The organism is Actinomadura fibrosa (assembly GCF_900659615.1).
Taxonomy (GTDB): Bacteria; Actinomycetota; Actinomycetes; order Streptosporangiales; family Streptosporangiaceae; genus Spirillospora; species Spirillospora fibrosa.
On sequence record NZ_CAACUY010000051.1, the window covers coordinates 22,801 to 49,338 of the forward strand.

Below are 26,538 nucleotides of genomic sequence, written 5' to 3' on the forward strand. Positions count from 1 at the left end.
GCGGCCATGACGTACACCACCAGCGCGCCCGCCGAGGGCCAGGCCCCCGCCGACCCTCCTGCCGGGACGCCCGCCGGAACCCCTGCCGAGACCTCCGCCGAGGCGCCCGCCGGGACCTCCGCCGAGGCGTCCGCGGGGACCTCCGCCGAGGCGCCGGCGGAGGCGCCGGCTGAGGCGCCCGCGCCGCGCAAACAGCGCGACCCGTTCTTCGACAACGCCAAGTACTTCGCGATCCTGCTGGTCGTCGCCGGGCACTCGCTCGCCAACCTGCAGAACGTCCCGCTGGCCAAGGGCCTGTACATCTTCATCTACATGTTCCACATGCCGCTGTTCATCGTGATCACCGGCTACCTCTCGCGGAACTGGACGTTCTCCGGCGGCAAGGCCCGCAAGCTCATCACCAACGTCGGCGTCCCGTACGTCGTGTTCGAGTTCGCCTACTCCGTCTACGACTGGCTGGCCGGGCGCCACGAGCTGGAGATCAGCCTCTTCAACCCGTACTACCTCACCTGGTTCCTCTGCGCGCTGTTCTTCTGGCGGCTGTCCACCCCGGTCTGGCAGCAGATCCGGTGGCCGCTGGCCGTGGCGCTGCTGCTGTCGCTGCTGTCGTACATGAGCAACCTCGGCAGCACCTTCGACATCCACCGGGTGATCGGGCTGCTGCCGTTCTACGTCCTCGGGCTGAACCTGAAGCCCGAGCACTTCGCGCTGCTCAAGCGCCCGATCGCGCGGCCGATCGGCTGGTGCGTGCTCGCCGCCGGGCTCGGCTGCTCCTTCCTCGTCATGAACCACATGTCGCGGAGCTGGATCTTCTGGAAGCACGCGCACTACCAGCTGCACGTCGGCAACTTCAACGGCACCGTGATGCGGCTCGGCATGTTCGTCTGCTCGACGATCCTCGTCGCCGCGTTCCTGAGCGTCATCCCGCGCGGCCGGTACTGGTTCACCGGGCTCGGCGCGTACACCCTGTACGCCTACCTGCTGCACGGCTTCGTCACCCGGCTGCTGAACTTCACCGGCTGGTGGGGCGCGGACTGGATGCACACCCCCTGGGGCGTGTGCGCCGTCGTCAGCGGCGCTCTGGTGGCCGGCACCTTCCTGTGCTCGAAGCCGGTCGTCAAGACGATGAGCTGGGCGCTTGAGCCGAAGATGACGTGGGTCTTCACGCCGCTGCGCCGTCCGGCGGCCCGCCGCTAGGGGCCCCGCAGGGCGCCCGCCGCGCGCCCGCCGCACACCCGTCCGTGATCATCCGGATCGCGGAAGTCTCGTCCATCTGGCCACGGCGCTCGCGTCCGGCGACTAGAGTCGCGTTGCCTCCACGTGAACGATCGTCACGTACCAAGTGAATCCCTCGGAGACATGACGGAAACCCTCCCCCAGTCGCGTCCCCCCTCGCCCGGTCCGCAGACCGGCGAGGCGGCAGCGGGAACGGCCCCGCCGGCCCCGCGGCAGCGGGACGCCTACTTCGACAACGTCAAGTTCTTCACGGCGGTGCTCGTCGTCGTGGGGCACGTCTGGGCCGAGTTCGGCGACAGCCACGCCGTGCACGCGGCGTACATGGTGCTGTACGGCTTCCACATGCCGGTCTTCGTGTTCGTCTCCGGGTACTTCTCGCGCGGCTTCCTCCGCTCGACCGACAAGTTCCGGAGCATCTTCCCCACGCTGATCGTGCCGTACGTCATTTTCATCGTGCTGTACCGGATGCAGCTCGTGCTCATCAATGACGTCGATTTCCGGCTTGAGGAGCTTTTCCGGCCGCATTTCCTGATGTGGTTCCTGGTCGCGATGGTCTTCTGGCGGCTGAGCGTCCCGCTGTGGGGGCACCTCCGGCACCCGTTCGCGGTGTCGCTGGCCCTCGCTCTCGTCGGCGGGACGTGGGCCTTCACCGCCGACTCGACCCTCAGCCGGACGGCGGGGCTGCTGCCGTTCTTCGTCCTCGGGCTGACGATCGAGCCGCGGCACGTCCAGGTGCTGCGCCGCTCCTGGGCGCGCTGGGCGGGGATCGCCCTGCTGCTCGCCGCGCTGCCGGTCGCCTACGTCTGGGAGCGCGGCACGGTCGTCCCGAAGATCAACAAAGGTTTCGTCTGGTGGACGATGGGCTACGAGGAGATGGGCTACTCCGCGCTGACGGGCATGGCCGGGCGGGTCCTCGCCGTCGGGTTCGCGCTCGTCCTCGGCGCGGCCTTCCTCGCCGCGGTCCCGCGCGGGCAGGCGTGGTACACCCGGATGGGAACGCGGACGATGTACGTGTACCTGCTGCACGGCCTGATCGTGAAGACGCTCGACTACACCGGCGTGCTGGGCGAGCCGGCCCTGCACAACCCGGCCGGGATCGTCGCGGTGACCCTCGCCGCGGTCGCGCTGGGCGTGCTGCTGGCGACCGCGCCCGTGCAGCGCGCCACGCACTGGGCGGTCGAGCCGAAGGCGCGGTGGCTGCTCAAGCCGGCGCACGGCAGAACCTGAGCTCAACCTACGATGTGCGGGTATCATCCAGTTTTCACCGAGTAGTTGATTGGCCTTCGTGTGAGCAGTGGTAACGACGTCTCGCTGAGCATCATCGTGCCCGTGCACAAAGTGCAGGGCTACATCAGGCAGTGCCTCGACTCCCTCCTCGATCCCGACCTCCCGAACCTGGAGGTCATCGCGGTGGACGACGCCTCGCCGGACGGATGCGGAGAGATCCTCGACGAGTTCGCCGAGCGCGACTCGCGGGTCAAGGTGCGCCACCTCACCGAGAACGTCGGCCTCGGCCACGCGCGCAACGTCGGCCTCGACATGGCGACCGGCGACTACGTCTGGTTCTTCGACAGCGACGACTACGCGACCGAGGGCGCCGTCAAGGCCATCTGCGAGCGGCTCGCCGAGACCCGTCCCGACGTGCTGATGTTCGACTACGCGCGGGCCTACTGGAACGGCAAGGTCAAGCGCAGCATCATCAACTACCTCTTCCGCGAGCCGCCCGCGCCGGACGTCTTCACGCTGGAGGAGCGTCCGAGCGTCCTAGAGATGATGATGACGGCGTGGAACCGGGCGATCCGCCGCGAGTTCCTCCTCGACCTCGGGCTGCGCTTCAGCGGCGGCTACTACGAGGACGTCAACGTCACCTACCCGATCCTCATGGCCGCCGAGCGGCTGAGCCTGCTCGACCGGGTCTGCTACATCTACCGGCAGCGGCGCCGCGGCGCGATCACGAGGACGACCGGGGCCAAGCACTTCGACGCCTTCGCCCAGTACGACCGCATCTTCGCGTTCATGGACCAGATGGGGCCGAAGGCCGACCAGTTCCGGGAACTGATGTTCAACCGGACGATCTGGCACCTGCTGGTGATCATCGAGCGCGGGGACCGGGTGCACCCGTCGGAGAACGAGCGGTTCTTCGCGGAGATGTCCAAGACCTACAACCGGTACCGGCCGGAGGGGCACGTCCCGCCCGACGACAAGCCGCTGCTGGCCGAGAAGCACCGGCTGATCCAGAAAAACGACTACCGGGGCTTCCAGCGGCTCGGGCCCGGCTCGGTGAAGGCCAAGGCCAAGAAGCCCGCCCGCAAGGCCAACAACCTGCGCAAGCGCGGCCTGCTGTACTCCAAGTCGGTGGCCAAGGACCGCTACTACCAGATGCAGCGGCGGCTGCCGATCGACGAGAACCTCGCCGTGTTCGCCGCCTACTGGTACCGGGGCTACGCCTGCAACCCGGCCGCCATCTACGAGAAGACCAGGGAGCTCGCGCCGCACATCCGCTGCGTCTGGATCGTGAAGCCGGGGGCGCGCAAGTCCATGCCGGAGGGCGTGGACTACGTCGTGGCCGGAGGCGCCGAGTACTACCGCACGCTCGCGCGGGCGAAGTACTTCGTGAACAACGTCAACTTCCCCGACCACCTCGTCAAGCGGCCCGGCCAGGTCCACCTGATGACCCAGCACGGGACGCCGCTGAAGAAGATGGGCCTCGACCAGATGGAGTACCCGGTCGGCGCCAACGACATGGACTTCAAGGCCCTCATCACCCGGTCGGACCGGTGGGACTACCTCGTCTCGTCCAACCCGCTGTCCACCGAGGCGTGGGAGCGCGGGTTCCCGTGCAAGTACGAGATGCTGGAGATCGGGTACCCGCGCAACGACCGCCTCGTGACCGCGACGGACGAGGAGCGGGCCCGGCTGCGCGCCGAGATCGGGATCCCGGAGGGCGCCACGGCGATCCTCTACGCCCCGACGCACCGCGACTACCAGCGCCGCTACAGCCCGATGTTCGACATCGGCAAGGTGGTGGAGCAGCTCGGCCAGGACCACGTCCTGCTGCTGCGCGCGCACTACTACTACAAGATCAAGAACATGGCGGCGGACCTCGGCTGGCCCGAGGGCCGGGTGATCGACGTGTCCGGGCACCGGTCGGTGGAGGAGCTGAGCATCGCCTCGGACGCGCTGCTCACGGACTACTCGTCGATCATGTTCGACTACGCCAACCTCGACCGGCCCATCGTGATCTACGCCAACGACTGGGAGACCTACAAGCTGACCCGGGGGGTCAACTTCGACCTGACCGCCACCCCGCCGGGGGTCGTCGCGACGACGGAGACCGAGCTCGTGGACGCGTTCGTGTCCCGCGCGGCCTGGAGCGACACCGCGCAGAAGGCCCGCGAGGCCTTCCGGGCGCGGTTCTGCCCCTGGGACGACGGGCACGCCGCCGAACGCGCCGTCCGCCGGCTGTTCCTCGGCGAGCAGGTCCCGAACCCGCCCGCGTGACCGCTTGGCGGCCGCCCCGGTAACCGCCTCGGTGACCGTCCGCCCGGGTGACCGCCCGTCCCCCCGCTCCCCTGCTCCCGGCGCGCCGTCGCCGGCCCAACCTGTCGTCTCCCGCCCCGGCCGCGCCGCCGGGTCCCTGTAGTGGTTCAAAGGAGTGGGTCGCTTGTCCTCCAGCCGGATCAGCGTCATCGTCCTCTCGCACGGAGCCGGGGAGTCCCTGCCCGACACCCTGAGGTCGCTTTCCGTCCAGTCGCACGGCGATCTGGAAGTGCTCGTCATGGACGACGGCACCGGCGCGGCGGCCGGGACCGAGCTCCCGGACGACCGCTTCCGGTTGATCCGCGAGGGCGCCCTGAGCCGCGGTGCCGCCCGTGGCCGCGGTGTCGCGGCGTCGTCCGGCGCGTACCTGCTGTTCGTGGACGGCGCCGACGAGCTGCCCGAGGACGCGCTTGAGCGGCTGCTGGCGTCCCTGGACGCGTCCGGGTCGGACTTCGCGACGGGCGGGGAGGCCGGCCGCAAGCGGACCGGGCAGGTGTGGTCGTGGCAGCCGTGGAAGGCGGCCGTGCCCCCGGCGACCGGCACGGACCTGCGGCGGCAGCCCGACCTGCTCAAGGGCCGGCAGATCACCGGGAAGCTGTTCCGCCGCTCCTTCTGGGAGGCGGCCGGGCTGGAGTTCCCCGACATCTCCCGGTACGAGGACCTCGCCGTCACCGTCCAGGCCCTGCACAAGGCCAAGGCGGTGGACGTCCTGGACGGCGTGGTGCTGAACCGGCGCCGGCAGCGGTACGGGAGCACGACGGAGGCGCAGGAGATCGCCGACGGGTTCGGCGCGGTCACGCTCGCGACCTCCTGGCTCACCGAGCACGGCGACGCCCGGGACGCGCGGCGGCTCCAGCTCGCCGCCGTCACCACCGAACTGCGGGTGTTCCTCGACGTGCTGCCCGACCTGCCCGGCGAGGAGCGGGAGCAGGTCGTCGCGCAGGCCGCGGCGTACGCGGCGGGCGTCCCGGCGAAGGTGTTCGCCGAGGCCCCGGCGCTGGTCCGGCTGAAGTGGCACCTCGCGACGGCGGGCCGCACGACCGAGCTCGTGAAGGTCGTCCGGTACGAGCGGGGCAAGTCGTCGCCGTCGATCGTCCGCGACCCGCTGCGCCGGTACGTGGTGTACCCGTACTGGAAGGACGGCGCGCTCGACATCCCGCGGGAGGTCTACCGCGCCCGCGACGAGGTGAAGCTGCGCGGCCGCGTCCACGCGGTCGCCTGGGACGGCGACCGGCTCACCGTGACCGGCGAGGCGTACATCAACTCGGTCAGCTCCCGCCGCCGCTGGACGGCGCTGAAGACCGTGACGCTGCGCTCCGGCCGCCGCAAGATCCTGGTGCGGGCCCGGCAGACGCACAAGCCCGGCAAGTCCTCGGGCGGCTGGTCCGGGTTCGAGTTCACGCTGGACGCGGCCAAGCTGCGCGACTCCGGCAGGTTCGTCGAGGGCTCCTGGAACGTCCAGGCGTCCGTGCTGAACGCGGGCGTTTTCCGGCAGGGCCCGCTGCGCGGCGGCGGCTCCGGCACCGGCGCGCACCCCCCGTACCACTACGTCTCCGACGACATGCGGATCGTCCCGCGCATCGCGGACGGCAGGCTGCGGATCGACGTCGAGAAGGTCCGGGTCAAGGCGACCGCGCTGCGCTTCGACGGGGACGCGCTGGTCGTCGCGCTGGCGGGCGAGGTGCCCGCCGAGCTGGAGCTGCGGCTCGGCGACACCGTGATCAAGGTCCCCGTCACCACCGGGGACGGCGGACACACCGCCCGCATCGACCCGGCCGGGCTGGCGGACGTCCCGATCGACCCCGACGCCATCGACGACACCCGCGACTGGACGGTCTCCGCCGGCGGCCGCCCGCTCGTCCTCGCCGAGGGCGTCGCGGAGGTCGACCGGCCGTTCGGGGCGCTGGAGGTCGGCGCGGGCCACGGCCCGAGCGGCTACCTGCGCGTCCGGCTCACCACGACCCGGCTGGTCGTCGCGGACTGCGCGTGGCGCCCGGACGGCACCCTCGCGCTCACCGCGACGCACGCCGCCGGCCAGGGCGGGCGGATCGTCCTGCGCGGCCGCGCCCGCCGCAAGGACTTCGCGTTCGACCTCGTCCCCGACGCGTCGGGGACGCTGCGCGCCGAGGTGCCCGTCGCGGCGGTGCCGAGCGTCGCGGGCGTGCTGCCGCTGCGCCCCGGCCGCTGGGACGTGCTGTTCCAACCGCACGGCGGCCGCGCGCTGACCGTCCGGCTCACCGCCGCGGCGCAGAAGAGCCTGCCCGAGCCGCTGGAGGTCGCCCGCCGCGGCTACGACCTGGAGACGACCGACGGGCGGCTCGTCGTCGCGGTGACCGGGGACGTCTCCCAGGAGGAGCGCTCCGAGGGCCCGAAGATCCGCGAGGAGGCCCGCCGCCGCGTCGACCGGGACGGGCTGCGCGACGCCGTGCTGTTCTCGTGCTTCAACGGCCGGCAGTACTCCGACAGCCCGAAGGCGATCCACCAGGAGCTCGTCCGCCGCGGCTCGGGCCTCGCGCAGCTCTGGGTCGTCAACGACGCGCAGGTGGAGCTGCCGGGCACGCTGGAGGCCGTCCGGCTGAACGGCCGGGAGTGGCAGGAGGCGGTCGCGACGTCCCGCTACATCGTCACGAACCACCGGCTCGGCGACTGGTTCCAGCGCCACCCCGACCAGATCGTCCTCCAGACCTGGCACGGCACCCCGCTGAAGAAGATCGGCAAGGACATCAAGGAGGTGCACTTCGCCTACGCGCCCGGCATGAAGAAGGCGCTCCAGGCGAAGTCCACCGGCCCCGCGATCCCCGAGTGGAGCCACCTGCTGTCGCCGAACCCGTTCAGCACGGAGATCTTCAAGCGGGCGTTCGCGTTCAAGGGCGAGATCATCGAGGCCGGGTACCCGCGCAACGACCTGCTGCACAGCCCCGACGCCGACCTGGTCGCGAAGGACGTCCGGTCGCGGCTCGGGATCCCCGAGGGCAAGAAGGTCGTGCTGTACGCGCCGACCTGGCGCGACGACCAGTACTACAGCAAGGGCCGCTACCGGTTCGACATGCGGATCGACCTGGAGCGCGCGCGGGCGGCGCTCGGCGACGACCACGTCCTGCTGGTCCGGCTGCACACCAACGTCGTGGACGGCGTGACCGAGGACCCCGACGGCTTCGTCCGGGACGTGTCGCTGTATCCCGACATCACCGAGCTGTACCTGATCTCCGACATGATGATCAGCGACTACTCGTCGGTGATGTTCGACTACGCCAACACCGGCCGCCCTATGCTGTTCTTCACCTACGACCTCGCCGACTACCGGGACCGGCTCCGCGGCTTCTACTTCGACTTCGAGGCCGAGGCGCCGGGCCCGCTGGTGGAGACCTCCGACGACCTGATCGCGGCGATCCGGGACGTCGAGGCCGCCACCGCCGGGCACCGGTCCCGGTACGACGACTTCGTCAACCGCTTCTGCCCCCTGGACGACGGGAACGCCGCCGCGCGGACCGTCGACCGCGTCTTCCGGCCATCCCACTAACGCTGGACAGCCATGACTCCCCCCAAGGTCACCGTCATCATCCCCGTCTACAACTGCCGGGCGTCGGTCGAGGAGACGCTGCGCTCGGTCTTCGAGCAGACGCTCGACCCCGCTCTCGTCGAGGTGGTCGCGGTGGACGACGGGTCCACCGACGGGAGCGGTGACGAGCTGGAGCGGCTGGCGGGCGCCCATCCCGGGCTCACCGTCGTCCGGCAGGAGAACTCCGGCGGCCCCGGCGGGCCGCGCAACACCGCGATCGGGCACGCCCGCGGCGAGTACCTGTTCTTCCTGGACGCCGACGACCGGCTCGGCCCGGAGGCCCTGGAGCGCATGTGCGCCATGGCCGACGAGCAGGGCACCGACATCGTCATCGGCAACTACGTCGGTGTCGGACGGGGCGTCGCGCGCTTCGACGAGACCGTGCCGCGCGTCACCGTGGACGACCCGGACTTCGACGTCTACGGCCGCTCGCTGACGGCGCACAAGCTGTTCCGCCGCGACCTCGTCCAGGACAACGGCATCCGCTTCCCCGAGGGGATCCTGTCGGGTGAGGACAAGGTGTTCACCGCCCACGCCCTCCTCCACTCCACCGGCGTGTCGATCATCGCCGACTACGACTGCTACTACCTGGTGGAGCGGGAGGACGGCACCAGCATCATGCAGACGGGCGGCGCGGCCCCGGCGGAGTACTTCGCCAAGGCCGCCCGGCCGCTGCTGGAGCAGGTGATGGCGCACACCAAGCCCGGCCCCGTCCGCGACCGGATGCTCGTCCGCCACTTCCAGCGCGACGTCCTGCACCGCTTCAACGGCACGTTCCTCGCCGGGGACGCCGACTACCGCCGGACGACACGCGACGCGATCCGCAACCTCTGCGAGGACTTCCTGACCCCGGCGGTCGTCATGCGGATGCAGCCCCGCCACCGGCTCCTCGCGCACTGCGCGCGCAGCGGGCACCAGGAGCTGCTCAGCAAGATCATCGAGGCGGACCGGGCGCCGGAACCGGTCCCGGCCGCCGTCGACAAGGACCGCGCCTACCTTCTCTACCCCGGCTTCCGGGAGCCCGGCGCGGCCATCCCCGACGCCTACTTCGACATCACCGACCGCCTCCGCGTCCGGCGGACCCTCACCGCCCTCGACTGGCAGGACGGCGTCCTCCACGTCGCCGGAACCGCCCGGCTCGACCGCGTCGACCCCGACGGCCAGTCGGTGTCGCTGCTCCTGCGCGACAAGAAGTCGGGCTCCGAGCACCGCGTCCCCGCCCACGCCGGCGCCGACGGCGCCTTCACCGCCGACCTCGACCCGCTCACGGCGGCGTCCGGGGCACCGCTGCCCGCGGGCGCCTGGGACCTGCACGTCGAACTGGTCAGCGACCGGCTCGCCAAGGAGGGACGGCTCGGCGCCGACCGTTCCCCCGAGATCGCCGCACCCCCGACCCGGTTCGTCGCGTCCGAAAACGGTGCCGCGGCCGTCACACCCTTCTTCACCCGCAACTACGACAACCTGACGCTGACGGTCGTCCCCGGCGCCACAGCCGTGGAGAAGCACCTGCGCATCACGGGAATCGGCTGGGACGGCGGGGCGCGCCTCCGGGTCCGCGGGCGGCTGCCCGTCGCGTCCGCATCGCACGTCCGCCTCGCCGTCCGGCTGGAACCGCGCGGCGGCGGCGAAGGCCGCGACGGCGAGGTCCAACTGACGCCCGAGGGCGACGGCACCGCGTTCGACGCGGTCACCGACCTCCGCGGGCTCGCCGCCGGGCGCTGGGACGTGTGGCTGCTGTTCACCGCGGCCGGCGAGACCGTCCGCATGCGGATCCCCCTCGCGAAAGCCCCGAAGGCAGACCCGGTGCCCTGCGCGCCCCTCGGGCTCCGCCGGGCCGTCTACTACCGGACGGGCGGCGGCAACCTCGCCGTCCACGTCGTCCCCGGGAAGGTGCCCGCGCTGGCCCGCTCGGCGGGCCGCCGCCTCGGCCGCGCCCGCCGCTGACCGCTCCCGCCGCGGGCACCCGTTCATGGACCCTTGATACGTTGGGCGACCGGAAGATCGAGCATCGGGGGACGTCGGCTTCGTGAACGCGGTGGCGAACCATGTCCGGGTCTCCGCCGACGACGGCCTGCTGGTCCGCTGGCCGGCGCCGCTGCCGGACGGCGAGCGGCTCGTCCTGCGGCACACCGCGTCCGGCCACGGCCGCGCCGTCAACCTCGCCGCCGACCGCACGTCCTGCGCGCTCCACGTCGGCGACCTCGGACCGGGCACCTGGGCGCTCCACCTGGAGGCGGGCAGCCTCACCCGGCCGCTGCTGACCGACGACCCGGGCTTCTCCCACGACGGCCTCCGCGCCTACGCCGCGCTCCCCCGCCGCCGCTCCGTCCGGGTTACCCGCTCCTCGGACGGCCACGCCGCCCTCGACGTCCAGGAGGTCGAACCGCACGCCGAGGTGGAGCTGGTCCATCCCCGCGACGGCGAGATCCGGATCGGCGGCATGCTCGCCTACACCGGCCCCCGCCCCGGCGGCGCGCGCTTACTCGCGGTCGCCCGGAAGGGCTCCGCGACCGTGACGGGCACGGCCCGCGTCCACGGCACCGAGTTCCACGCCCGCCTGTCCGCCCGCGGCTTCGCCACGGAACGCCCCGGCCTCTGGGACCTCTGGCTCGCCGTCGCGGACCTCCGCGCCCGCCTGGCGACCCTGCTCGACGACGCGCCCGGCAAGCGCGGCAAGGTGTCGTTCCCGCGGCAGACCGTCCGCGACATGAGCGTGCGCCCCTACTACACGGCCCGGGATGAACTGGCGGTCGCGTGCCACCGGACCGAGGAGCAGCCATGAAGATCACATTCATGCTGCTGGACGCCTTCACGATCGACGGCACCGTCCGCGGCACGTTCACCCTCGCCGGCGAGCTCGCCCGCCGCCACGAAGTGGAGATCGTCAGCGTCCTCCGCGAGGCGGACGCGCCCGCCCTGCCGCTGTCCCCCCGCGTCCGGCTGCGCTCCCTCGTCGACCTCCGCACCGGCCCCCGCTGGCCGTTCGGCGACCGCGCCGCGCGCCTGATGAAGGAGCCGAGCAGGCTCGTCCACCCCCAAGAACGCTGCTACGAGTACTTCTCCGCCCTCACCGACGAACGGCTTCTGCGCGCCCTCCGCCGCCTCCGGACCGACGTCCTCATCACCACACGTGCGGGCCTCAACCTGGCCGCCGCCCAGCACGCCCCCCGCCGGACCATCCGGATCGCCCAGGAACACCTGCAACTGCGCGTCCACGAATCCGGCATCCTCGCGGAGATCGAACGCTGGTACCCGACCCTCGACGCCGTCACCACCCTCACGGTCGCCGACCGCGCCGAGTACATGCGCCTGCTCCCGGACGGCTCCTGCCCCGTCCTCACGATCGGCAACGGCCTGCCCGACCGCCTCTATCCGCACTCCCGCCAGGAGAACCGGATCGTGATGGCCGCCGGCCGGCTCGTCTGGACCAAGGGCTACGACCTCCTGATCGACGCGTTCGCCGAGGTCGCGGGCAAGCACCCCGACTGGCGCCTGCGGATCTACGGCCAGGGCCCCCGCCGCGACGCCCTCCTGGCCCGCGTGACCCGCCTCGGCCTCTACAACAACGTCCTCATCATGGACTCCACGGACGACGTCGAGGGCGAGATGGCCAAGGCGTCGATCCTCGCCGTCCCGTCCCGCGGCGAGGGCTTCGGCATGACGATCATCGAGGCGTTCGCCTGCGGCCTCCCCGTCGTCGCCTTCGACTGCCCGCACGGCCCCCGCGAGATCATCACCGACGGCCACGACGGCCTCCTCGTCCCACCCGAGAACCCCGCCGCCCTCGCCGAGACCCTGATCCGCCTCATCGACGACGAAGAACTCCGCCACCGCATGGCGACCAACGCCCGCACCACCGCAAAGAACCACCGAATCCCTGAAATAGCCGACCACTGGGAAAACCTACTAACCACCCTCCACCCCTAACCCGCAAGCACGCCCCAGCCACCACATCCAGCCACCCAACCACCACCCCACCGCAAAGCACACCCTCCCCAGCCGCCTCCACCAACACAGCGCCCGGACGGGAACCCACCCGCGTCCACGTCGCGAACGGCGAGGTCGGGATCGGAGTCCTCAAGGACGAGGGACTCGTCGAGACGGCACCCGGCCGCGGGCTCTGCCCCGCACGCCCGGCCGCAGCGGCCCGGATGTCGGAGGTGGAGGCTACCGTTCAGGCATGATCGTCCGTCCGACGGAGAACTGGCGTCAGCACGGCCATCTGCCCGACTCGTTCCTGCGGCGGGTCGACCAGGCGCTTCACGCCTTCGAGTCCGAGCTGGGCACCCTGGACGCCGGGTCCGACCAGGCCGCCCCGTCGAGCACATGGTCGTCGCACTGAATCAAGTCTCTACGCGCGGCGCATGAACGAGGAATCGTGATCAGGTTCTGGGCTCTGTTTCAGCTCGGCGGAGCGGAGGCGCGTCGGTGTGCCGCCCAGCTCTGTGCTGACGCCGCGTGTTCCTGGGCCCAGACCTCGTTGTTGGTGGCGAGGTTGGCTCGCCATTTGTCGGCGAAGGCGCGGGCGAACAGGTCGATGGTGACGGAGGCGGTGGACGTCCAGGCGGGGAACCGCGAGACCCAGTGTTCCGCTGCGGCCGGGGTGTGACCGGCTTGCAGAAGCCATGGGATGAGCAGCGCCATCTCAAGGAACGCGGCGCCGCGTCCGGCGAACGTCCAGTCCACCACGTAGGCGGTGCCGTCGTCACCGAGCAGGACGTTGGCGGGGTTGAGGTCGGCGTGCAGCAGTGTGCTGCCGGCCAGTGGGGTCATGTCGCCCATCGATTCCCAGCGGCGTTCGACCCGCTTGCGTTCCAGCACCCCGGGAAGCGGGTGTGCCTGCAAGCCCTCGATGATCTTCGCGACGATGTCCAGGTCAGGTGAGCCTGGAGCGTAGTCGGCGTGCCGGGCCTGGACGTGTTCGAAGGCGAGGAGGAGCCACCCGCCCGCCTCCACGGTCCAATGGAGGCGAGGGGCGTACTCGGTGACGTGGGGGTTGATCGCGGCTTCCCAGCGCAGCGACCGGACTTCCGGACCATCGGTGTCCGGCACGGTCCTGCGGGCGGCCTTGACGAACAATCGACCGTCCGTGGTGTGGATGGTCGCGGCGATGTCGGCGTGGTTGCCGGCGGGCGCGGGCTCGACCCGGTGGACGGGGCCGGTGCGCGCCGTGACCGCGTCGAGCACTTCGGCCGGCAGGTCGGGCCAGTGACTGCGCATGAATCAATCCCGTGGTGGTGTCAGACGTTCATCGGCGGCTGCGCGCAGTTCTCCGGACAGCAGGACTCGCCGTCCATCCACCATTCCAGATCGACGCGGTACCCGGTGGCGCGCATCGCCGCCAGGCCGCGTTCGGACGCCCGCCCGGACCGGATGTCCTCGTCCATGATCGGCAGATGGTGCATGAACCGGCCCGCGACCATGTCGCAGACGGCCGCGAAGGTACGGGTGCGCATCATGGAGCGGTGCCAGATCTTGTCGACGGCGGGCGAGGGCGCGAACTTCACCCAGGCGCGGGCGTCGCCGCCGACTTCGGCCATGGTGTCGCCCCACGCCTTCATGAAGATCAGGAACTGTTCGACGCCGCGCTCGGCGTAGGGGCGGGTGACCTTGTCGAAGGTCACCACGTCGTCCACCATCTGGTCGAACAGTTCGGGTGTGACGAGGCCGTGTGGATCTCTGGTCGCGACGGCCAGGTCGGGAACGAGGGGCATGTGCACCTCCAGCGCACGTTGTGGTTGGTTCGCTGAGTGCCTCCAGCCAAACTCGGCCAAGCGGACGTGGGGAGGTGTGAACGAGTGCGCTGTGTTGTATCGGCTTCACACAGGGTGTGAGGGAAGTGGTGAAGAAGCCCGCTCAGGACGCTGACGCACTCCTACACTGCGACTGACTCCCAGCAAGGAGGTTTGTCGTGGCTGCGGCGAACATGCTGCTCGACGCCTTGCTCGACGAAGTCGGCATGTCGTATGCGGGCCTGGCCAGCCGGTTGAACCTCGGTCGCGACACCCGCTACGACCATGCGTCGGTCCGGCGGTGGATCCGCGACGGCGCGATCCCCCGCGGCGAGGGACCCCAACTGATCTGCCGTGTGCTCGGAACCGCGCTCGGTCGTCCCGTCACGCTCGCCGACATCGGCATGGACCGGGCTCGATCCGGCGACCTGACCGACGTGCCCTTGCGCACCGCGATCGAGCAGGTCGCCGCGCTCTGGCGGGGCGACCACAAGAAGACCGAGGCCGTCGAACGGACCCGGATGCCGACGGGATACGCCGCGGTCGCGCCGATCTTCGCCTGGGAGAACCCGCCCGATGACATCGACGTATCCCACCGTGGACCGCTCGCGGTCGGCGCCGGCGACGTCGCGCGGGTGCGCGCCGCTCGCGACCGATATGAGCAGATGTACCGACGCGTCGGCGGCGTTCCCGTACGGCCCCGCATCGTCGCCTACCTCAACACCCATATCGGCCCGCTCGTTCGCGGCGGGTACGACGACCGCACCGGCCGCGAACTTCTCCGAGCCACCGGCGGCTTGGTCGCCCTCGCAGGGGTCTCTGCCTACGACACAGATCAGCAGGCGCTGGCCCAGCGGTACCTTCTGTACGCGCTACGAATGGCGAAAGCCTCCGGCCACCGCGGATTCGGCGGCTACTGTCTCGCCTTGCTGGCCAACCAGGCGATGTACCGAGGGGACTTCCGACGCGTCCTGCAGTACGCACAGACCGGTCTGCGCGGCGCTCATGGGCGTCTCTCACCGGCTCTGACGGTGGACCTGCATACGTTGCAGGCCAAGGCATACGTCCGCATCGGAGATACGCGCAGCAGTCACAGGCACATGACGGCAGCCGAACGGATCGAGATCCTGCCGGAGAATGAGCCACCCGAAACCGGATATGTGCAGCCGGGCCTTCTAGAGACGCAGCATGCGGACGTGCTGCGGCGGCTCGGCGATCTGACCGCCGCGCAGACCTACGCCGAGGAAGCCGTCCGCACCTCCGCGAAAACGCATCTGCGCGGTCAGGCTCACCGGTTGGCGACGCTCGCTCAAGTGCTGGGGGAACGCGGCGATGCCGAGGCGGCTGTGGCGAAGGGGCACCAGATGCTGGACTGCGCCGAGGGAATGGAGTCGGGTCGCATTCACGACCGCGTCGCGGGGCTGTCTCGTGCGCTTGCGGCTTTCGACTGCCCGGGGGTGCGCGACTTCCGTGAACGCGCCGCTCTCGTAGCGCAGCGCGACCAGTAGCGTGACGGCTGAGCCGCGCCACCGACCAAGGGAGTTCGTCCGTGCGCTGGACCGTCCATTCGGAGAAGCCGCTCTTCACCGACCCCTGGCTCGACATCCGCATCGCCGACGTGGAGATCACCGGTGGGCGGCATCTGGAGCATCGCATCATCCGGTCCCGAACCGGGGGCGCCGGCGCGATCGTGGTGGACGAACGGCGTCGTGTGCTCTTGGAGTGGAGACACCGCTTCATCACCGATGCGTGGGCCTGGGAGATCCCCATAGGAGGTATCCGCGACGGGGAGGAACCTGCCGCCGCTGCCGCCCGCGAGGTTGAGGAGGAGACCGGATGGCGGCCAGGGCCGATGCGTCCTCTCACCGTCGTCCACCCGACCCCGGGGATATCCGACACTCAGCACCACATCTTCTGGGCGGACGGCGCCACTCACATCGGACCGCCTACCGAGGACTGGGAAGCCGAGCGGATCGAATGGGTGCCCCTGACCGATATCCGAGGCCTGGTCGAAGCCGGAAAGATCGTTAGCGGAACCAGCATGGCCGCCCTCCTCCTCGCAGCTTGCGATGGCTGACAGCACCTCCTCTCTTGGACGAAAAGGGCGACGGCGTCGTGGGGCGGGTTGAGGGGTTGGTTGAGCGGCTTGCGGGTGGCGGGTGGTTGACGCAGGAGTCCGTCAAGGCTGCGTTGCGCGACGTTCCCCGGCATCTGTTCGCGCCGGTGGTGGCTTGGACCGGGGACGGGGATCAGGTGAGCTTGCAGGACGATCCCGAGGGGTGGCTCGACCTGGTCTATGGCGATGACGCGATCATCACTCAGCTTGATGATGGCGCGACTGATCTCGCGAGCGGTGAGGGGCGGTTCACCTCGTCGCTGTCCGCGCCGAGCACCGTCGTGTCCTTGCTGGAGTTGCTGGACGTCGAGCCGGGGCATCGCGTGTTGGACGTGGGCACCGGTACCGGCTGGACGGCCGCGCTGCTGTCGCATTTGGTCGGCTCAGCGAACGTCACCAGCGTGGAGGTCGATCATGCGGTGTCGGAGTGGGCTGCCGCGAACCTCAAGCGGACGGGGCACGCGCCGCGGCTGGTCGTGGCGGACGGTGCTCATGGTTGGGCGTCCGGAGTGCCCTTCGACCGTGTGCACGCCACATGTGCGGTCGCCCGCGTCCCGTACGCGTGGGTGGAGCAGACCCGTCCTGGCGGCGTGATCGTGACGCCGTATGCGCCGGGGTTCGGGTCGACCCATGATCTGCGGCTCGTCGTGCTGCCGGACGGTACCGCCGTTGGCCGGTTCACCGGTTATGCCTCGTACATGATGATGCGGGCGCAGCGTCACCCCGAGTGGGACGCCTCCGACCGGCATGGGGAGTGTTCTGTCACCGACGTCGACCCTCGGACTATTGGTTACGCGCCTGCGGGTGCTGACCTCGCTATGGGGGCCATGCTGCCGGGGGTGTGCGCCGGGGGTACGCGGGAGGGAGACGGCTACACGCTGCATCTGTGGGACGCGGATGCGTGGGCCACCGCTCATTATGAGCCGGGCCGCGACTTGTTCGAGGTCGAGCAGGGTGGAGGGCGGCGCCTGTGGGATCTGGTGGTGTCGGCCTACTTCGACTGGGTCAGGCGTCGGAGTCCTGGGCGGGAGCGGTTCGGGCTGACTGTGTCGGCTGGTGGTGATCGGGTTTGGCTCGATCGCCCTGGTGATCGCTGCGGCGGTTACTAGTCGCCGTCTCGTCCGGCGCCTTTTCCGGCCTTGCTCTTCTCTTCGCCGACGGGCTCGTCGACGCGTTCGTCGTCAGCAGGTTCGTCGGCGGTGGGTTGGTCGGCGGCGTCGGTAGCGGACTCGGCCGGGGATTCCACGGTGGCGGGCTCTTCGGGGGCGGGTGCTGGAGGGGCGGCGGGCTCGGACGTCGTCGTCGCCTCGGTGGGCGTCTTGCGGGGTGGGGGGAGTAGGGCCAGGCCCAGGGCTACGCAGGCGAACGGGACTGCCGGGAGGACGTAGCGGTAGTCGAAGTCGGCCGTCGCGGCGGGGATCACGAGGAGGGCCAGGCTCATTCCCCAGGGCAGGAGGGCGCCGGTGCCCCAGTGGCGGACGGGGCCCAGCGCGCGCCAGCGGCCCTGGGAGCGGACGTGCGGGAGCGCGGCGACGAGGCCGGCGAGCAGCAGGATGCCGAGGAACGTGCCCGGCATGACCATGTTGTGCTGGTAGGTGAGCACCGTCCCGGCCCAGGGGCGGACGACTCGCGTCTCTCCGCCGCCGGGGGCGTACTGGTTCGCGAGGAGGGCCTGGTCGTCGTCCCAGGCTTCGCCGCGGGGGAACTCGTATTGCAGCCAGGTCCAGGGGGTGGGGTAGGGCTTGCGTTCCCACTCGAACGAGCGGAGGGTGTCGCGGACGACGACGCGCGCGTAGTCGCCGGGCTGCGCGAGGATCGCCTCCTTGGCGAAGTCGCCGGCCATCTTGTCCGCCTTGGGGCCGGTGATCCAGCCGGGGATGTCGCGGAACGGGGAGTCCTTCGTCCACATGACGCCGAACGCGGGCGACATCCGCGGGTCGGTGTTGTGGGGGCACATGACCCGCAGTTCGGGTTCCGGCTTGATGACGGAGCAGTCGGCGAAGTCGGCGGTGCGTCCGTAGAGCCAGATGCTGTTGGCCTTGGCGAGCTTGTACTCGCCGTACTCGGCGTGGAACCAGCTCATGTAGCCGACGATCGGCAGGACGAAGGTGGCGGTCGCGACGGCGCAGGCGCGCCAGCCGGCGCGGCGCAGCAGCATCGCGACGAGGATCACCGCGATCAGCGGGAGGCCCGCGGAGCGGGTCAGGGCGGCGCACGCGGCGAGGAGTCCGGCGAGGCCGCCGAGCCACCAGGTGAGGCGCCGCCGCCACAGCGCCGCCGTCACCGAGGCGAGCAGGAGGAACTCGAAGAACGAGTCGGACATGAGCATGTGCTCAAGGGCGACCTGGTGGACGGGCAGCAGCACCGGGAGGGTCAGCGGTGTCGCGACGAGGGCGGGGGCCCAGGCGCGCCAGGCCCAGCGTCCGGCCTCGCCGCCGGGGCCGAGGGGCCAGGCCGCGCGGGCCGCGCGGTACACGAGGACGTAGACGAGCACGCCGGTCAGGACGCCGAGCGCGTGCTGGACGCTCACCATGACGGTGAAGCTGTGGAACGGTTTGATCAGCCAGAGCAGGAAGGGGTAGCCGCTCGGCCGTGTCTCCCCCGGCTTCAGCTCGATCGCGGCCCGCAGGTAGCCCGGCGAGTCGCCGAACCACAGCGGGGCCGGGTAGCCCCGGACGGCCGCGTACCGTATCCAGATCGCCACTGCGAGTACACAGGCGAAGGGTGTCTGGGCCAGGGCGGAGCGGCCCGCCCGGCCGACTGTCTCGCGCACCCGCAAAGCCTACCCAGCGGGGCGTGTCGCTGCGATCAGCGCAAGTGTTCGTAAAGGGCGCGGCGAGCTCCGTCCTGTTCGCATGACCACCGGGTTACGACTCAGAGACAATGCGGAAGACCGCAAGCGGACAGCCGATACGATCGGGTTTCGGCCGAGAGCGGCCCGCGCTGGACGATGAAAGGACACCTCTCCATGGCGAACTTCACGCTCGAGGACGTTCGGCAACGGACGTACAAGGCGCGTGACGCCTGGTGGACGGTGCTGCTGGTCGATCCGCTCGCGTCCCGGCTGGTGAAGTTCACCGCGAACCGGACCCGGATCACGCCCAACCAGCTCACCGTGGCCGCGCTGGTCCTCGGCCTGGGCGCGGGCGCCTGCTTCGCCGCGGCCTCCTGGCCGTGGCTGCTGGTGGGCGCGCTGCTGTACCACCTGTCGTTCACGCTCGACTGCATGGACGGCAAGATCGCGCGGCTGAAGGGCACCGGGTCGGTGTTCGGCGCCTGGCTCGACTACATCTTCGACCGGGTGCGGGTGCTGGCCTGCGCGATCGCGCTGATGGCGGGGCAGTACGCCGTCACGGACAACGTCGCCTACGTCTGGACGGCCGTCGCGGTGGTCTTCCTGGACATGCTCCGCTACATGGACGCGCTGGAGATTTACAAGGTCCGCTCGCAGATGCGGTCGACGCTGCACTCGGCCCGCGTGGAGGCGGAGACGCTGGAGGAGGCGGCCCGGCGGGCGAACGGTGAGGCGCCGGCCGCCGCCGAGGTCGGCGCGGACCTGCGGTCCGCGGAGGGCGCGCTCGGCGCGGATCCCGAGGCCGACATGGAGGACCGCGTCGTCGGCGACGACCCGGCGCAGGCGGTCCTCCAGGCGGGCTTCGAGAAGAAGTTCCCCTGGTACGCGCGGATCCGCAACGTGCTCATGGCGGGCCGCATCCGCCCGCACCTGATCAGCGGCATCGAGTTCCAGATGGGCGTGTTCATCGTCGCGCCGGTCGCCGCGGCGATCGTTCCGGGCGCGGTGATCCCGGTGGTGGTGCTCAGCGCGGTCGGGATGCTCGCGTTCGAGCTCGTGATCATCTACAAGTTCTGGCTGGCGAGCCGGGACTACAGCCGGAGCCTCGCGAAGCTGGACGCCCGGATCGAGGAGTACCGGCGGCAGATCCCCGCCGAGGAGCTCCAGGCGGCCGAGGCGACGGTCGGCAGCGCCGGCTGATCTTTCGAAACGGAGAAAGTCCCCTGCGGAGCCCGGTTCCGCAGGGGACTTTTCGCTAGGCGGTCTTGGCCGCCTCCATCGGCGTGACGGACAGCAGGTCCGTCCACTGGCGGCAGACCTCGTCGAGCCCGTAGGCGGCGCGGACCTGGTCGCGGGCGAGGGCCCGGTCCTGCTCCCAGCGGTCGAGCGCGACGGTCGTGGCGATGGACGCGGCCATCGCCGCCGGGTCGGCGTGGATCCAGCGGGAGTCGTAGATCGTGTCGGCGCCCGGCCAGCCGAGCAGCACCGGGACCGCGCCGGACGCCATGCCCTCGGCGGGGGCCAGGTGGAAGCTCTCGTCGTCGCTCGTGGACAGCACGAACCCGATGCGGCGCAGCCAGGACGCGACGTCCCGGCCGTAGGAGTCGAACACGACGCCGCCCGCGAGCAGCGGCGAGCGGCGGATCCGGCGGAAGACCTGCTCGTAGTGGGCGCGCTCCTCCTCCTTCTGCCAGATCCACCAGTACTCCCAGGGGAGCTTGGACTTGATGAAGAGGGTGAAGCGCGGGTCGTCGCGGCGCAGGTCCTCCAGGACGTCCAGGGCCAGGTCGAGCCGCTTGCGGGACGGCGCGATGCCGATCATGCCGAGGTGGTGCTGGGCGCCGTCGAGCTTCGGCCGGTCGAGCTGGGCGTCGTCCACCCAGTTCGGGACGGTCGTGACCTTTCCGGCGGGCCAGCCGGTGATCTCCCGGGTCAGGTCGGCGTAGTGGGGGCTGACGCAGACGACCTCGTCCACGGCCTCGATGTCGAGGTGCCGGGGCCAGCGCGCGTACAGCTCGAAGCGGTGCAGCCGGACGACGAGGCGCTGCCCCGGGCGCTTGCGCTGGGCGAACCAGATCGCGTTGGGCCCGCACCACTCGCAGACGATCACGTCGGCCCAGTCGACGAGCTCCTGGCTGCGCTCCTCGTCGTGGACCTTCAGCGCCGCCCAGTGGTCGACGCGGACCTCCATGTCGGGCCGCGACTTGAGGTAGTCGAGCAGCCGCGTGAAGAACTTCAGGTCGTGCCCGGCGACGCCGACGCGCAGCTTCCGCGGTCCGTCCGCGGCGGGACGGGCCTCTTCGACGGCTCCGGCCAGCGCGTCGTCGAGGACGGCCAGCCCGCCGGCGGGCCCGCCGCCGGTGGCCGCGGACGTGCGGGCGTGCTCGGCCGCGGCAGCGAGGACGGTCTCGGACGGCTCCGGGAATGTCTGCGCGAGGTAGGTGCGGAGCCGTCCGGCCGCCGCGTCCAGCGTGAAGTCCGCCGCGGCGGCGCGGCACCGCTCGACGGCGAGCGTGAACACGTCGGGGTTCTTGCCGATGAGGGTGAGCGCGTCGAGGACGTCGGTCTCCGTGGCGGCGAACAGCGGGTAGTCGGCGCCGAACAGCCGCTCGTGCATCGGCGTCCGGTTCAGGACGACGGGGACGCCGAGCGTGCCGCACTCCAGCACCTTCGTGGACAGCTCCAGGCTCGCGTCCATCTCGGGGTGCCGCCAGGACAGGCCGACGTCGCCCGCCGCGGTCAGCCGCATCGCCTCGGCGCGGGGGTGGCCGCCGTGCCAGATCACGCCCTGGTCGCTCTCCAGCGCGGTGCGCATCCGCGTCGCGAAGCCGGGATCGTTCGGATCGTCGTGGATCTTGTCGCCGACCATGTGGAGCTCGGCGTCCACGCCGCGCATGGCGAGCAGGCGCGGCAGCGACGTCATCTCGTAGGTGTTCCAGCGCGGCGCGAACTTGCCCGTGTAGACGAGCTTCAGCGCGCGGCCGTCCGGGGTGCCCTCGCGGCGCGTCTCCAGGCCGTCCGGGAGCACCACGACGGGCGGGAACAGCACGCTCTTGCCCGCCGTGGCGGGGACGGCGCTCTCCAGGAAGCCGCGCAGCTCCTCGGTCTGGCAGAGCAGCACCCGCGAGGCGTCCGCGATCCGGCGGAGCTCGCCCTTGGACGCGCCGTCGAACTCGGCGGCCGACTGGGGGACGTCGGTGAGGTAGGTCCACAGCCGTCCGGCCATCGGCCCCGCCGACAGCTTGCCCGCGAGGCGCCGGCCCCGGACGACCACGAGGTCGAATCCGGGCTCGCCGGACGGCCCCCGCTCCTCGGCGTCGACGCGCGCGAGGATCTGGGCGGCGAGCCGCGCGGGCATCCCGCCCTCGTGGTCGATCATGCCCTCGGCGTGCGGGCTGCGCACGGTGACCCCGGGCAGGGCGCGCAGCGGGTCGACGAGCCGGCCGGTCCGCACGGGGGCCTTGAGGACCAGGGTCACCTCGCAGCCGGCGCGGGCCAGGGCCTGCACCATGCCCTGGGCCCAGATCGCCGAGCCGTCGATCAGGTTGAGATCGACGTCGCCGTAGACGAGGGCGCGTGGTCGCACAGGAGTTCCTTTCAACGGACGGCCGGGGTGAGCAGCTCGGCGAGCCGGCCGGGAGCGGTGACGGCGGCGTCCCAGGAGAGGTTCGCCAGGGTGGCCGGGGGCGCCTCCCCCCACAGGACGATCGGGAGCGAGCGGGCGGCGGCGATCTCGCGGGCGTCGGCGAGGGCCTTGTCCCGGTCGTACATGCCGGGGACGCCGAGGTAGGCCCACGGCCCGCCCGGCTCGCCCGCTGCGGCGTCCACGACGAGCATGTCCACGTCGGCGGTGTCGAGCACGATCGCGGCGTCGTGCGGGTACAGCGGGATGACCTTGGCGTGCTCGGCGAGGGTCTGCGCCGCGCGCGCGCCGAGGATCCCCGCGATGACGATCCCGTCGTAGGGGGCGGAGACGAGGAGACGGTCCTCGGGACGGTCGATCCGGTCGAGCTGGATCCGCTCGCCGTCGGACGAGCTGGACGCCGACACGGGCACGTTCCGCTTGCGCCAGAGCCGGTACAGCTCCTTCGGCAGGCGCACGCCGCGCCGCCGGGGGTTGCGGGCGGCGCCCGCGACGAGCCGGCCGAACTGGAGCGTCGTGGAGGTCTCCAGCGCGTCCAGCCGGCGTTCGAGCTCCTGCACGCGCGACTCGCGCTCGCGCAGCACGGCCCGCAGCCGCGCCACCTGCCGGTTGGCCTTCGCGTCACTCACCGAGGAACTCCATGATCACTTCTGCGATGCGGGGGCCGGCCTGGCCGTCCCACAGCGGCGGCTTCCGGTCGCTCCCGCCCGCTCCGCCTTCCAACGCCTTGCGCGCCGCGGGGACCAGTTCCTCGAAGGTGACGAGGCGGTTGGTGCCGTGGGTGATGGTGATGGGGCGTTCGGTGTTGGGGCGGACGGTGAGGCAGGGGACGCCGAGGATGGTGGTTTCTTCCTGGAGGCCGCCGGAGTCGGTGACGACGGTGGCGGCGCCGCGGACGGCGGCGATGAAGTCGATGTAGCCCAGGGGTTCCAGGATGTGCACGCCGGGGTGGGTGTCCAGGCCCGCGGCGAGCAGGTTGGCGCGGCCGCGCGGATGCACGGGGATGACCAGGTCGGTCAGGTCGGCGACGCCGTGCAGGTGGGTGACCAGGGCGGCGGCGGTGGCGGGGTCGTCGACGTTGGCGGGGCGGTGCATGGTGGCCAGCACGTAGCGGTCGGGCAGCGCGTGGTCGGTACGGACGCGGTCGGTGTCGAAGGCGTCCAGGTTGGCCAGCAGGGTGTCGATCATGGGGTTGCCGACGAAGTGGGCGCGTTCGACCGCGACGCCTTCGTTGGCCAGGTGGCCGACGGCTTCGGGGCTGGTGACGAAGCACAGGTCCGAGAGCTGGTCGGTGAGGCGGCGGTTGACCTCTTCGGGCATGGTCATGTCGAAGCTGCGCAGCCCGGCCTCCACATGGGCGACCGGGATGTGCAGTTTGGCCGCGACCAGCGCGGCGGCGATCGTCGAGTTCACGTCGCCGTACACGATGACGAGCGCCGGTGAACGGCTCGTGAACTCCTGCTCCAGCCCGGTCATCAGCGCGGCGGTCTGCGCGGCGTGGCTGCCCGACCCGACGCCCAGGTTGACGTCCGGCTCCGGCAGCCCCAGCTCCTCGAAGAAGATCTCCGACATCCGGGCGTCGTAGTGCTGCCCGGTGTGGACCACCGCCTGCTCGGCGCCCGCGGCGTCCAGGGCGCCGATCACCGGCGCGGCCTTCACGAAGTTCGGCCGCGCCCCGAGGACGTGCACGATGGGTGCCAACACAATTTCCCTTCTGTTCATCGGGGTTGCCTACGCTCGCCCGTCGTGCTCAGAAAACCCGTCTACCTGCTGGGACTCGTCTGGCGCCAGCTCCGCGACGACCCGGGGCGCGCGCCCCGGCTGGCCGTCCGGCTGCTGGGCAGGGTCCCCGGCCCCCTCGGCGCGAGGATGCGCCGCTCCCGCCTCGCCGTGCCCCGCCCCCGCGCCGTCCAGCGCGAGACGGCCGAGCTGCGCGCGCTCCTGGCGCACGCCTCCGCGCGGCCCGCCGGGCAGGCGCGCACGCCGGACCCGTCCGGGTCTCGCGGCACGGGCGCCGCTCCCCCCTCCGGGACGCCCGTCCTCCAGTTCGTGACGAACGCGCTGCCCCGCACGAACGCCGGGTACACCGTCCGGACGCACCGGATCGCGCTGGCGCAGCGGGAGGTGCTCGGCCTCGACACCCACGTGGCGACGCGGCTCGGCTACCCCCTCAGCCAGGGCACCGGCGACGCCCGTCCCCGCGTCGAGGTGGACGGCGTCCCCTACCACCGGCTGATCCCCTGGCTGCCGCCCTCGAACCCCGTCCGGGCCGTGGACAAGGGCGCCGACCTGGCCGGACGCCTCGTGCGGGAGCTGCGGCCCGCCGTGCTGCACGCCGTCAGCAACCACCTGAACGCGGCGGTCGCGCTGGAGCTCGGCCGCCGGCACGGCCTGCCCGTCGTGTACGAGGTGCGCGGGTTCCTGGAGGACTCCTGGCTGTCGCGCGACCCCGCCCACACCGAGGCGGACGACTTCTACCGCCTCACCCGCGAGCTGGAGACGCGGCGCATGGCCGAGGCCGACGCGGTCGTCACGCTCGGCGAGGCGATGCGCGCGGAGATCGCGTCCCGCGGCGTCCCCGCGGAGAAGATCTTCACGGTGCCGAACGGCGTGGACGAGGCGTTCCTCCAGCCGCTCCCGGACGCCGCCGACCTGCGGGTCGAGCTCGGGATCCCGGCGGACGTCCCGGTCGTCGGCCTCACGTCCTCGTTCTACGGCTACGAGGGCATCGACACCCTGATCGACGCGGCGGCGCTGCTCCGCGACCGCGGCACGCCGATCACGCTGCTGCTCGTCGGCGACGGCCCGGAGCGCGGCGCGCTCGAACGGCGCGCCGCCGGGCACGGCGTCTCCGCCGTGTTCACCGGACGCGTGCCGATGGGCTCGGTTCGTCGCTACCACGCAATCCTCGATGTCTTCGCGGTCCCCCGCCGTGCGGACCGGGTCTGCCAATTGGTGACGCCCCTCAAGCCGATCGAGGCGATGGCCGGGGGAATCCCAGTAATAGCAAGTGATGTCAAGGCGCTCCGCGAAATCGTGGAACCCGGCGTGACCGGGACGTTAACAGTTCCCGAAGACCCGGAAGCTTGGGCGATTTCCCTGGACGAGCTGATTTACAGTCCGGAAAGACGCCGAAAAATCGGACAGTCGGCCCGGGAGTGGGTGAGGGCGGAACGCACGTGGCGGGCCGTCACGGCCGGCTACCGGGAGGCGTACGCCATCACGTGAGAACTCTCGAAGGGAGCCGCCGGCGTGGATCTGGTGGTCATCGGACTCGGCTACGTGGGGCTGCCGCTCGTGCGGGAGGCCTGCCGGGCCGGCCTGCGGGCCGGCGGCCTGGACCGTGACGCGCGCGTGGTCGCCGGGCTCAAGGCCGGGCTGTCGCACATCGACGACGTCGCGCCGGCCGAGGTCGAGGAGATGCTCGCGGCCGGGTTCGTCCCGAGCCTGGACGAGAACGTCCTCGACGGCGCCCGCACCGTGGTGATCTGCGTGCCGACGCCACTGTCGGAGGAGGGCGGCCCGGATCTCACGGCCGTCCGCGGGGCCGCCGAGACGGTCGCGCGGCACCTGGAGCCGGGGATGCTGGTGGTGCTGGAGTCGACCACCTATCCCGGCACCACCGACGAGGTCGTCCGACCGATTCTGGAGAAGTCCGGCCTGGTCGCGGGCGAGGAGTTCCACCTGGCGTTCTCGCCGGAGCGGATCGACCCGGGCAACCCGGTCTACGGGGTGCACAACACCCCCAAGATCGTCGGTGGGCTGACCCCGGCGTGCGCGTCGGCGGCCTCGGCGTTCTACGGCAAGTTCGTCGAACGCGTCGTGGAGGCCAAGGGCACCCGCGAGGCCGAGATGGCCAAGCTGCTGGAGAACACCTACCGGCACGTCAACATCGCCCTGGTCAACGAGATGGCCGTC

At 71.2% G+C, this 26,538-nt stretch carries 20 protein-coding genes; 14 read left to right on the forward strand and 6 right to left on the reverse strand.

Annotation, left to right across the window (positions count from 1 at the left end):
* The first annotated feature begins 6 nt into the window (after nucleotides 1–6).
* The 8 genes from E1300_RS19410 (at nucleotide 7) to E1300_RS50135 (ending at nucleotide 12,677) form a co-directional block, all read left to right on the forward strand.
* Nucleotides 7–1,197, forward strand: a complete 1,191-nt coding sequence (locus E1300_RS19410) for an acyltransferase family protein (protein WP_131758436.1) — start codon at nucleotides 7–9, stop codon at nucleotides 1,195–1,197.
* 162 nt (nucleotides 1,198–1,359) lie between these two features.
* Entirely contained in the window at nucleotides 1,360–2,463 is a 1,104-nt protein-coding gene (locus tag E1300_RS19415) for an acyltransferase family protein (protein ID WP_131758437.1), read from the forward strand.
* 96 nt (nucleotides 2,464–2,559) lie between these two features.
* Nucleotides 2,560–4,737, forward strand: a complete 2,178-nt coding sequence (locus E1300_RS19420; protein ID WP_278045368.1) for a bifunctional glycosyltransferase/CDP-glycerol:glycerophosphate glycerophosphotransferase — start codon at nucleotides 2,560–2,562, stop codon at nucleotides 4,735–4,737.
* 163 nt (nucleotides 4,738–4,900) lie between these two features.
* Nucleotides 4,901–8,296 (forward strand): bifunctional glycosyltransferase family 2 protein/CDP-glycerol:glycerophosphate glycerophosphotransferase, encoded by a 3,396-nt coding sequence (locus tag E1300_RS19425; protein ID WP_165502908.1) that lies wholly within the window; start codon nucleotides 4,901–4,903, stop codon nucleotides 8,294–8,296.
* A gap of 12 nt (nucleotides 8,297–8,308) precedes the next feature.
* Entirely contained in the window at nucleotides 8,309–10,279 is a 1,971-nt protein-coding gene (locus E1300_RS19430; protein ID WP_131758439.1) for a glycosyltransferase, read from the forward strand.
* A gap of 82 nt (nucleotides 10,280–10,361) precedes the next feature.
* On the forward strand, nucleotides 10,362–11,117 hold the full coding sequence (locus E1300_RS19435) for a hypothetical protein (RefSeq protein ID WP_131758440.1): 756 nt from the start codon (nucleotides 10,362–10,364) through the stop codon (nucleotides 11,115–11,117).
* A complete protein-coding gene (locus tag E1300_RS19440) occupies nucleotides 11,114–12,262 on the forward strand; it encodes a glycosyltransferase family 4 protein (protein WP_131758441.1) in 1,149 nt (382 codons plus the stop codon). Before E1300_RS19435 ends, E1300_RS19440 begins: the two co-directional genes overlap by 4 nt.
* A 253-nt stretch (nucleotides 12,263–12,515) precedes the next feature.
* Nucleotides 12,516–12,677, forward strand: coding sequence for a hypothetical protein (locus E1300_RS50135; RefSeq protein WP_165502909.1), 162 nt, complete (start codon nucleotides 12,516–12,518; stop codon nucleotides 12,675–12,677).
* A gap of 59 nt (nucleotides 12,678–12,736) precedes the next feature.
* On the opposite strand, the gene E1300_RS19445 is transcribed toward E1300_RS50135, so the two are convergent.
* Both E1300_RS19445 and E1300_RS19450 read right to left on the reverse strand, forming a co-directional pair.
* Nucleotides 12,737–13,555, reverse strand: coding sequence for a phosphotransferase family protein (locus E1300_RS19445; RefSeq protein ID WP_131758442.1), 819 nt, complete (start codon nucleotides 13,553–13,555; stop codon nucleotides 12,737–12,739).
* A 20-nt stretch (nucleotides 13,556–13,575) separates the two neighbouring features.
* Nucleotides 13,576–14,049: a UCP032817 domain-containing protein gene (locus tag E1300_RS19450; protein WP_131758443.1), complete on the reverse strand. Its 474-nt coding sequence runs from the start codon at nucleotides 14,047–14,049 to the stop codon at nucleotides 13,576–13,578.
* Between the two features lie 197 nt (nucleotides 14,050–14,246).
* On the opposite strand from E1300_RS19450, the gene E1300_RS19455 reads away from it, so the two are divergent.
* Genes E1300_RS19455 through E1300_RS19465 form a run of 3 tightly spaced genes read left to right on the forward strand, consistent with a single transcriptional unit; the run spans nucleotide 14,247 to nucleotide 17,292 of the window.
* Nucleotides 14,247–15,575: an NsdA family TPR-like regulatory protein gene (locus E1300_RS19455; RefSeq protein ID WP_242619242.1), complete on the forward strand. Its 1,329-nt coding sequence runs from the start codon at nucleotides 14,247–14,249 to the stop codon at nucleotides 15,573–15,575.
* Between the two features lie 41 nt (nucleotides 15,576–15,616).
* The gene (locus tag E1300_RS19460; RefSeq protein WP_131758444.1) at nucleotides 15,617–16,144 is read left to right on the forward strand and encodes an NUDIX hydrolase; all 528 of its coding nucleotides are present in this window, start codon (nucleotides 15,617–15,619) and stop codon (nucleotides 16,142–16,144) included.
* Nucleotides 16,145–16,158: 14 nt separating this feature from the next.
* The gene (locus E1300_RS19465; RefSeq protein ID WP_242619243.1) at nucleotides 16,159–17,292 is read left to right on the forward strand and encodes a methyltransferase domain-containing protein; all 1,134 of its coding nucleotides are present in this window, start codon (nucleotides 16,159–16,161) and stop codon (nucleotides 17,290–17,292) included.
* Here the strand turns inward: E1300_RS19465 and E1300_RS19470 are convergent.
* Complete coding sequence (locus E1300_RS19470) at nucleotides 17,289–18,956, reverse strand: hypothetical protein (RefSeq protein WP_131758445.1); 1,668 nt, start codon at nucleotides 18,954–18,956, stop codon at nucleotides 17,289–17,291. The genes E1300_RS19465 and E1300_RS19470 overlap by 4 nt on opposite strands.
* A 195-nt stretch (nucleotides 18,957–19,151) precedes the next feature.
* On the opposite strand from E1300_RS19470, the gene E1300_RS19475 reads away from it, so the two are divergent.
* Entirely contained in the window at nucleotides 19,152–20,177 is a 1,026-nt protein-coding gene (locus E1300_RS19475) for a CDP-alcohol phosphatidyltransferase family protein (protein WP_131758446.1), read from the forward strand.
* A 55-nt stretch (nucleotides 20,178–20,232) separates the two neighbouring features.
* Here the strand turns inward: E1300_RS19475 and E1300_RS19480 are convergent, their stop codons facing one another.
* The 3 genes from E1300_RS19480 to wecB all read right to left on the reverse strand — a co-directional run bounded on the left by E1300_RS19480 (nucleotide 20,233) and on the right by wecB (nucleotide 24,342).
* On the reverse strand, nucleotides 20,233–22,488 hold the full coding sequence (locus tag E1300_RS19480) for a glycosyltransferase (protein ID WP_370785028.1): 2,256 nt from the start codon (nucleotides 22,486–22,488) through the stop codon (nucleotides 20,233–20,235).
* 86 nt (nucleotides 22,489–22,574) lie between these two features.
* Entirely contained in the window at nucleotides 22,575–23,249 is a 675-nt protein-coding gene (locus tag E1300_RS19485) for a hypothetical protein (protein ID WP_131758448.1), read from the reverse strand.
* Nucleotides 23,242–24,342 carry a non-hydrolyzing UDP-N-acetylglucosamine 2-epimerase gene (gene wecB / locus E1300_RS19490; protein ID WP_131758449.1) on the reverse strand — a complete coding sequence of 367 codons (1,101 nt, stop codon included), beginning with the start codon at nucleotides 24,340–24,342 and terminating at the stop codon, nucleotides 23,242–23,244. The genes E1300_RS19485 and wecB overlap by 8 nt, the downstream gene beginning before the upstream one ends.
* A 24-nt stretch (nucleotides 24,343–24,366) precedes the next feature.
* Between wecB and E1300_RS19495 the strand changes: the two genes are divergently transcribed.
* Entirely contained in the window at nucleotides 24,367–25,848 is a 1,482-nt protein-coding gene (locus E1300_RS19495; protein WP_242619245.1) for a glycosyltransferase family 4 protein, read from the forward strand.
* Between the two features lie 24 nt (nucleotides 25,849–25,872).
* Nucleotides 25,873–26,538 (forward strand): nucleotide sugar dehydrogenase (locus E1300_RS19500; RefSeq protein ID WP_131758450.1); only part of this gene is annotated, 666 nt, incomplete at its 3' end.

Bases quoted from the DNA above. Each gene is read 5' to 3' on its own strand.
- E1300_RS19410 (WP_131758436.1), top strand. From the start codon at position 7: ATGACGTACACCACCAGCGCGCCCGCCGAGGGCCAGGCCCCCGCCGAC.
- E1300_RS19415 (WP_131758437.1), top strand. From the start codon at position 1,360: ATGACGGAAACCCTCCCCCAGTCGCGTCCCCCCTCGCCCGGTCCGCAG.
- E1300_RS19430 (WP_131758439.1), top strand. From the start codon at position 8,309: ATGACTCCCCCCAAGGTCACCGTCATCATCCCCGTCTACAACTGCCGG.
- E1300_RS19440 (WP_131758441.1), top strand. From the start codon at position 11,114: ATGAAGATCACATTCATGCTGCTGGACGCCTTCACGATCGACGGCACC.
- E1300_RS50135 (WP_165502909.1), top strand. From the start codon at position 12,516: ATGATCGTCCGTCCGACGGAGAACTGGCGTCAGCACGGCCATCTGCCC.
- E1300_RS19445 (WP_131758442.1), bottom strand. From the start codon at position 13,555: ATGCGCAGTCACTGGCCCGACCTGCCGGCCGAAGTGCTCGACGCGGTC.
- E1300_RS19450 (WP_131758443.1), bottom strand. From the start codon at position 14,049: ATGCCCCTCGTTCCCGACCTGGCCGTCGCGACCAGAGATCCACACGGC.
- E1300_RS19475 (WP_131758446.1), top strand. From the start codon at position 19,152: ATGGCGAACTTCACGCTCGAGGACGTTCGGCAACGGACGTACAAGGCG.
- E1300_RS19480 (WP_370785028.1), bottom strand. From the start codon at position 22,488: ATGGTGCAGGCCCTGGCCCGCGCCGGCTGCGAGGTGACCCTGGTCCTC.
- wecB (WP_131758449.1), bottom strand. From the start codon at position 24,342: ATGAACAGAAGGGAAATTGTGTTGGCACCCATCGTGCACGTCCTCGGG.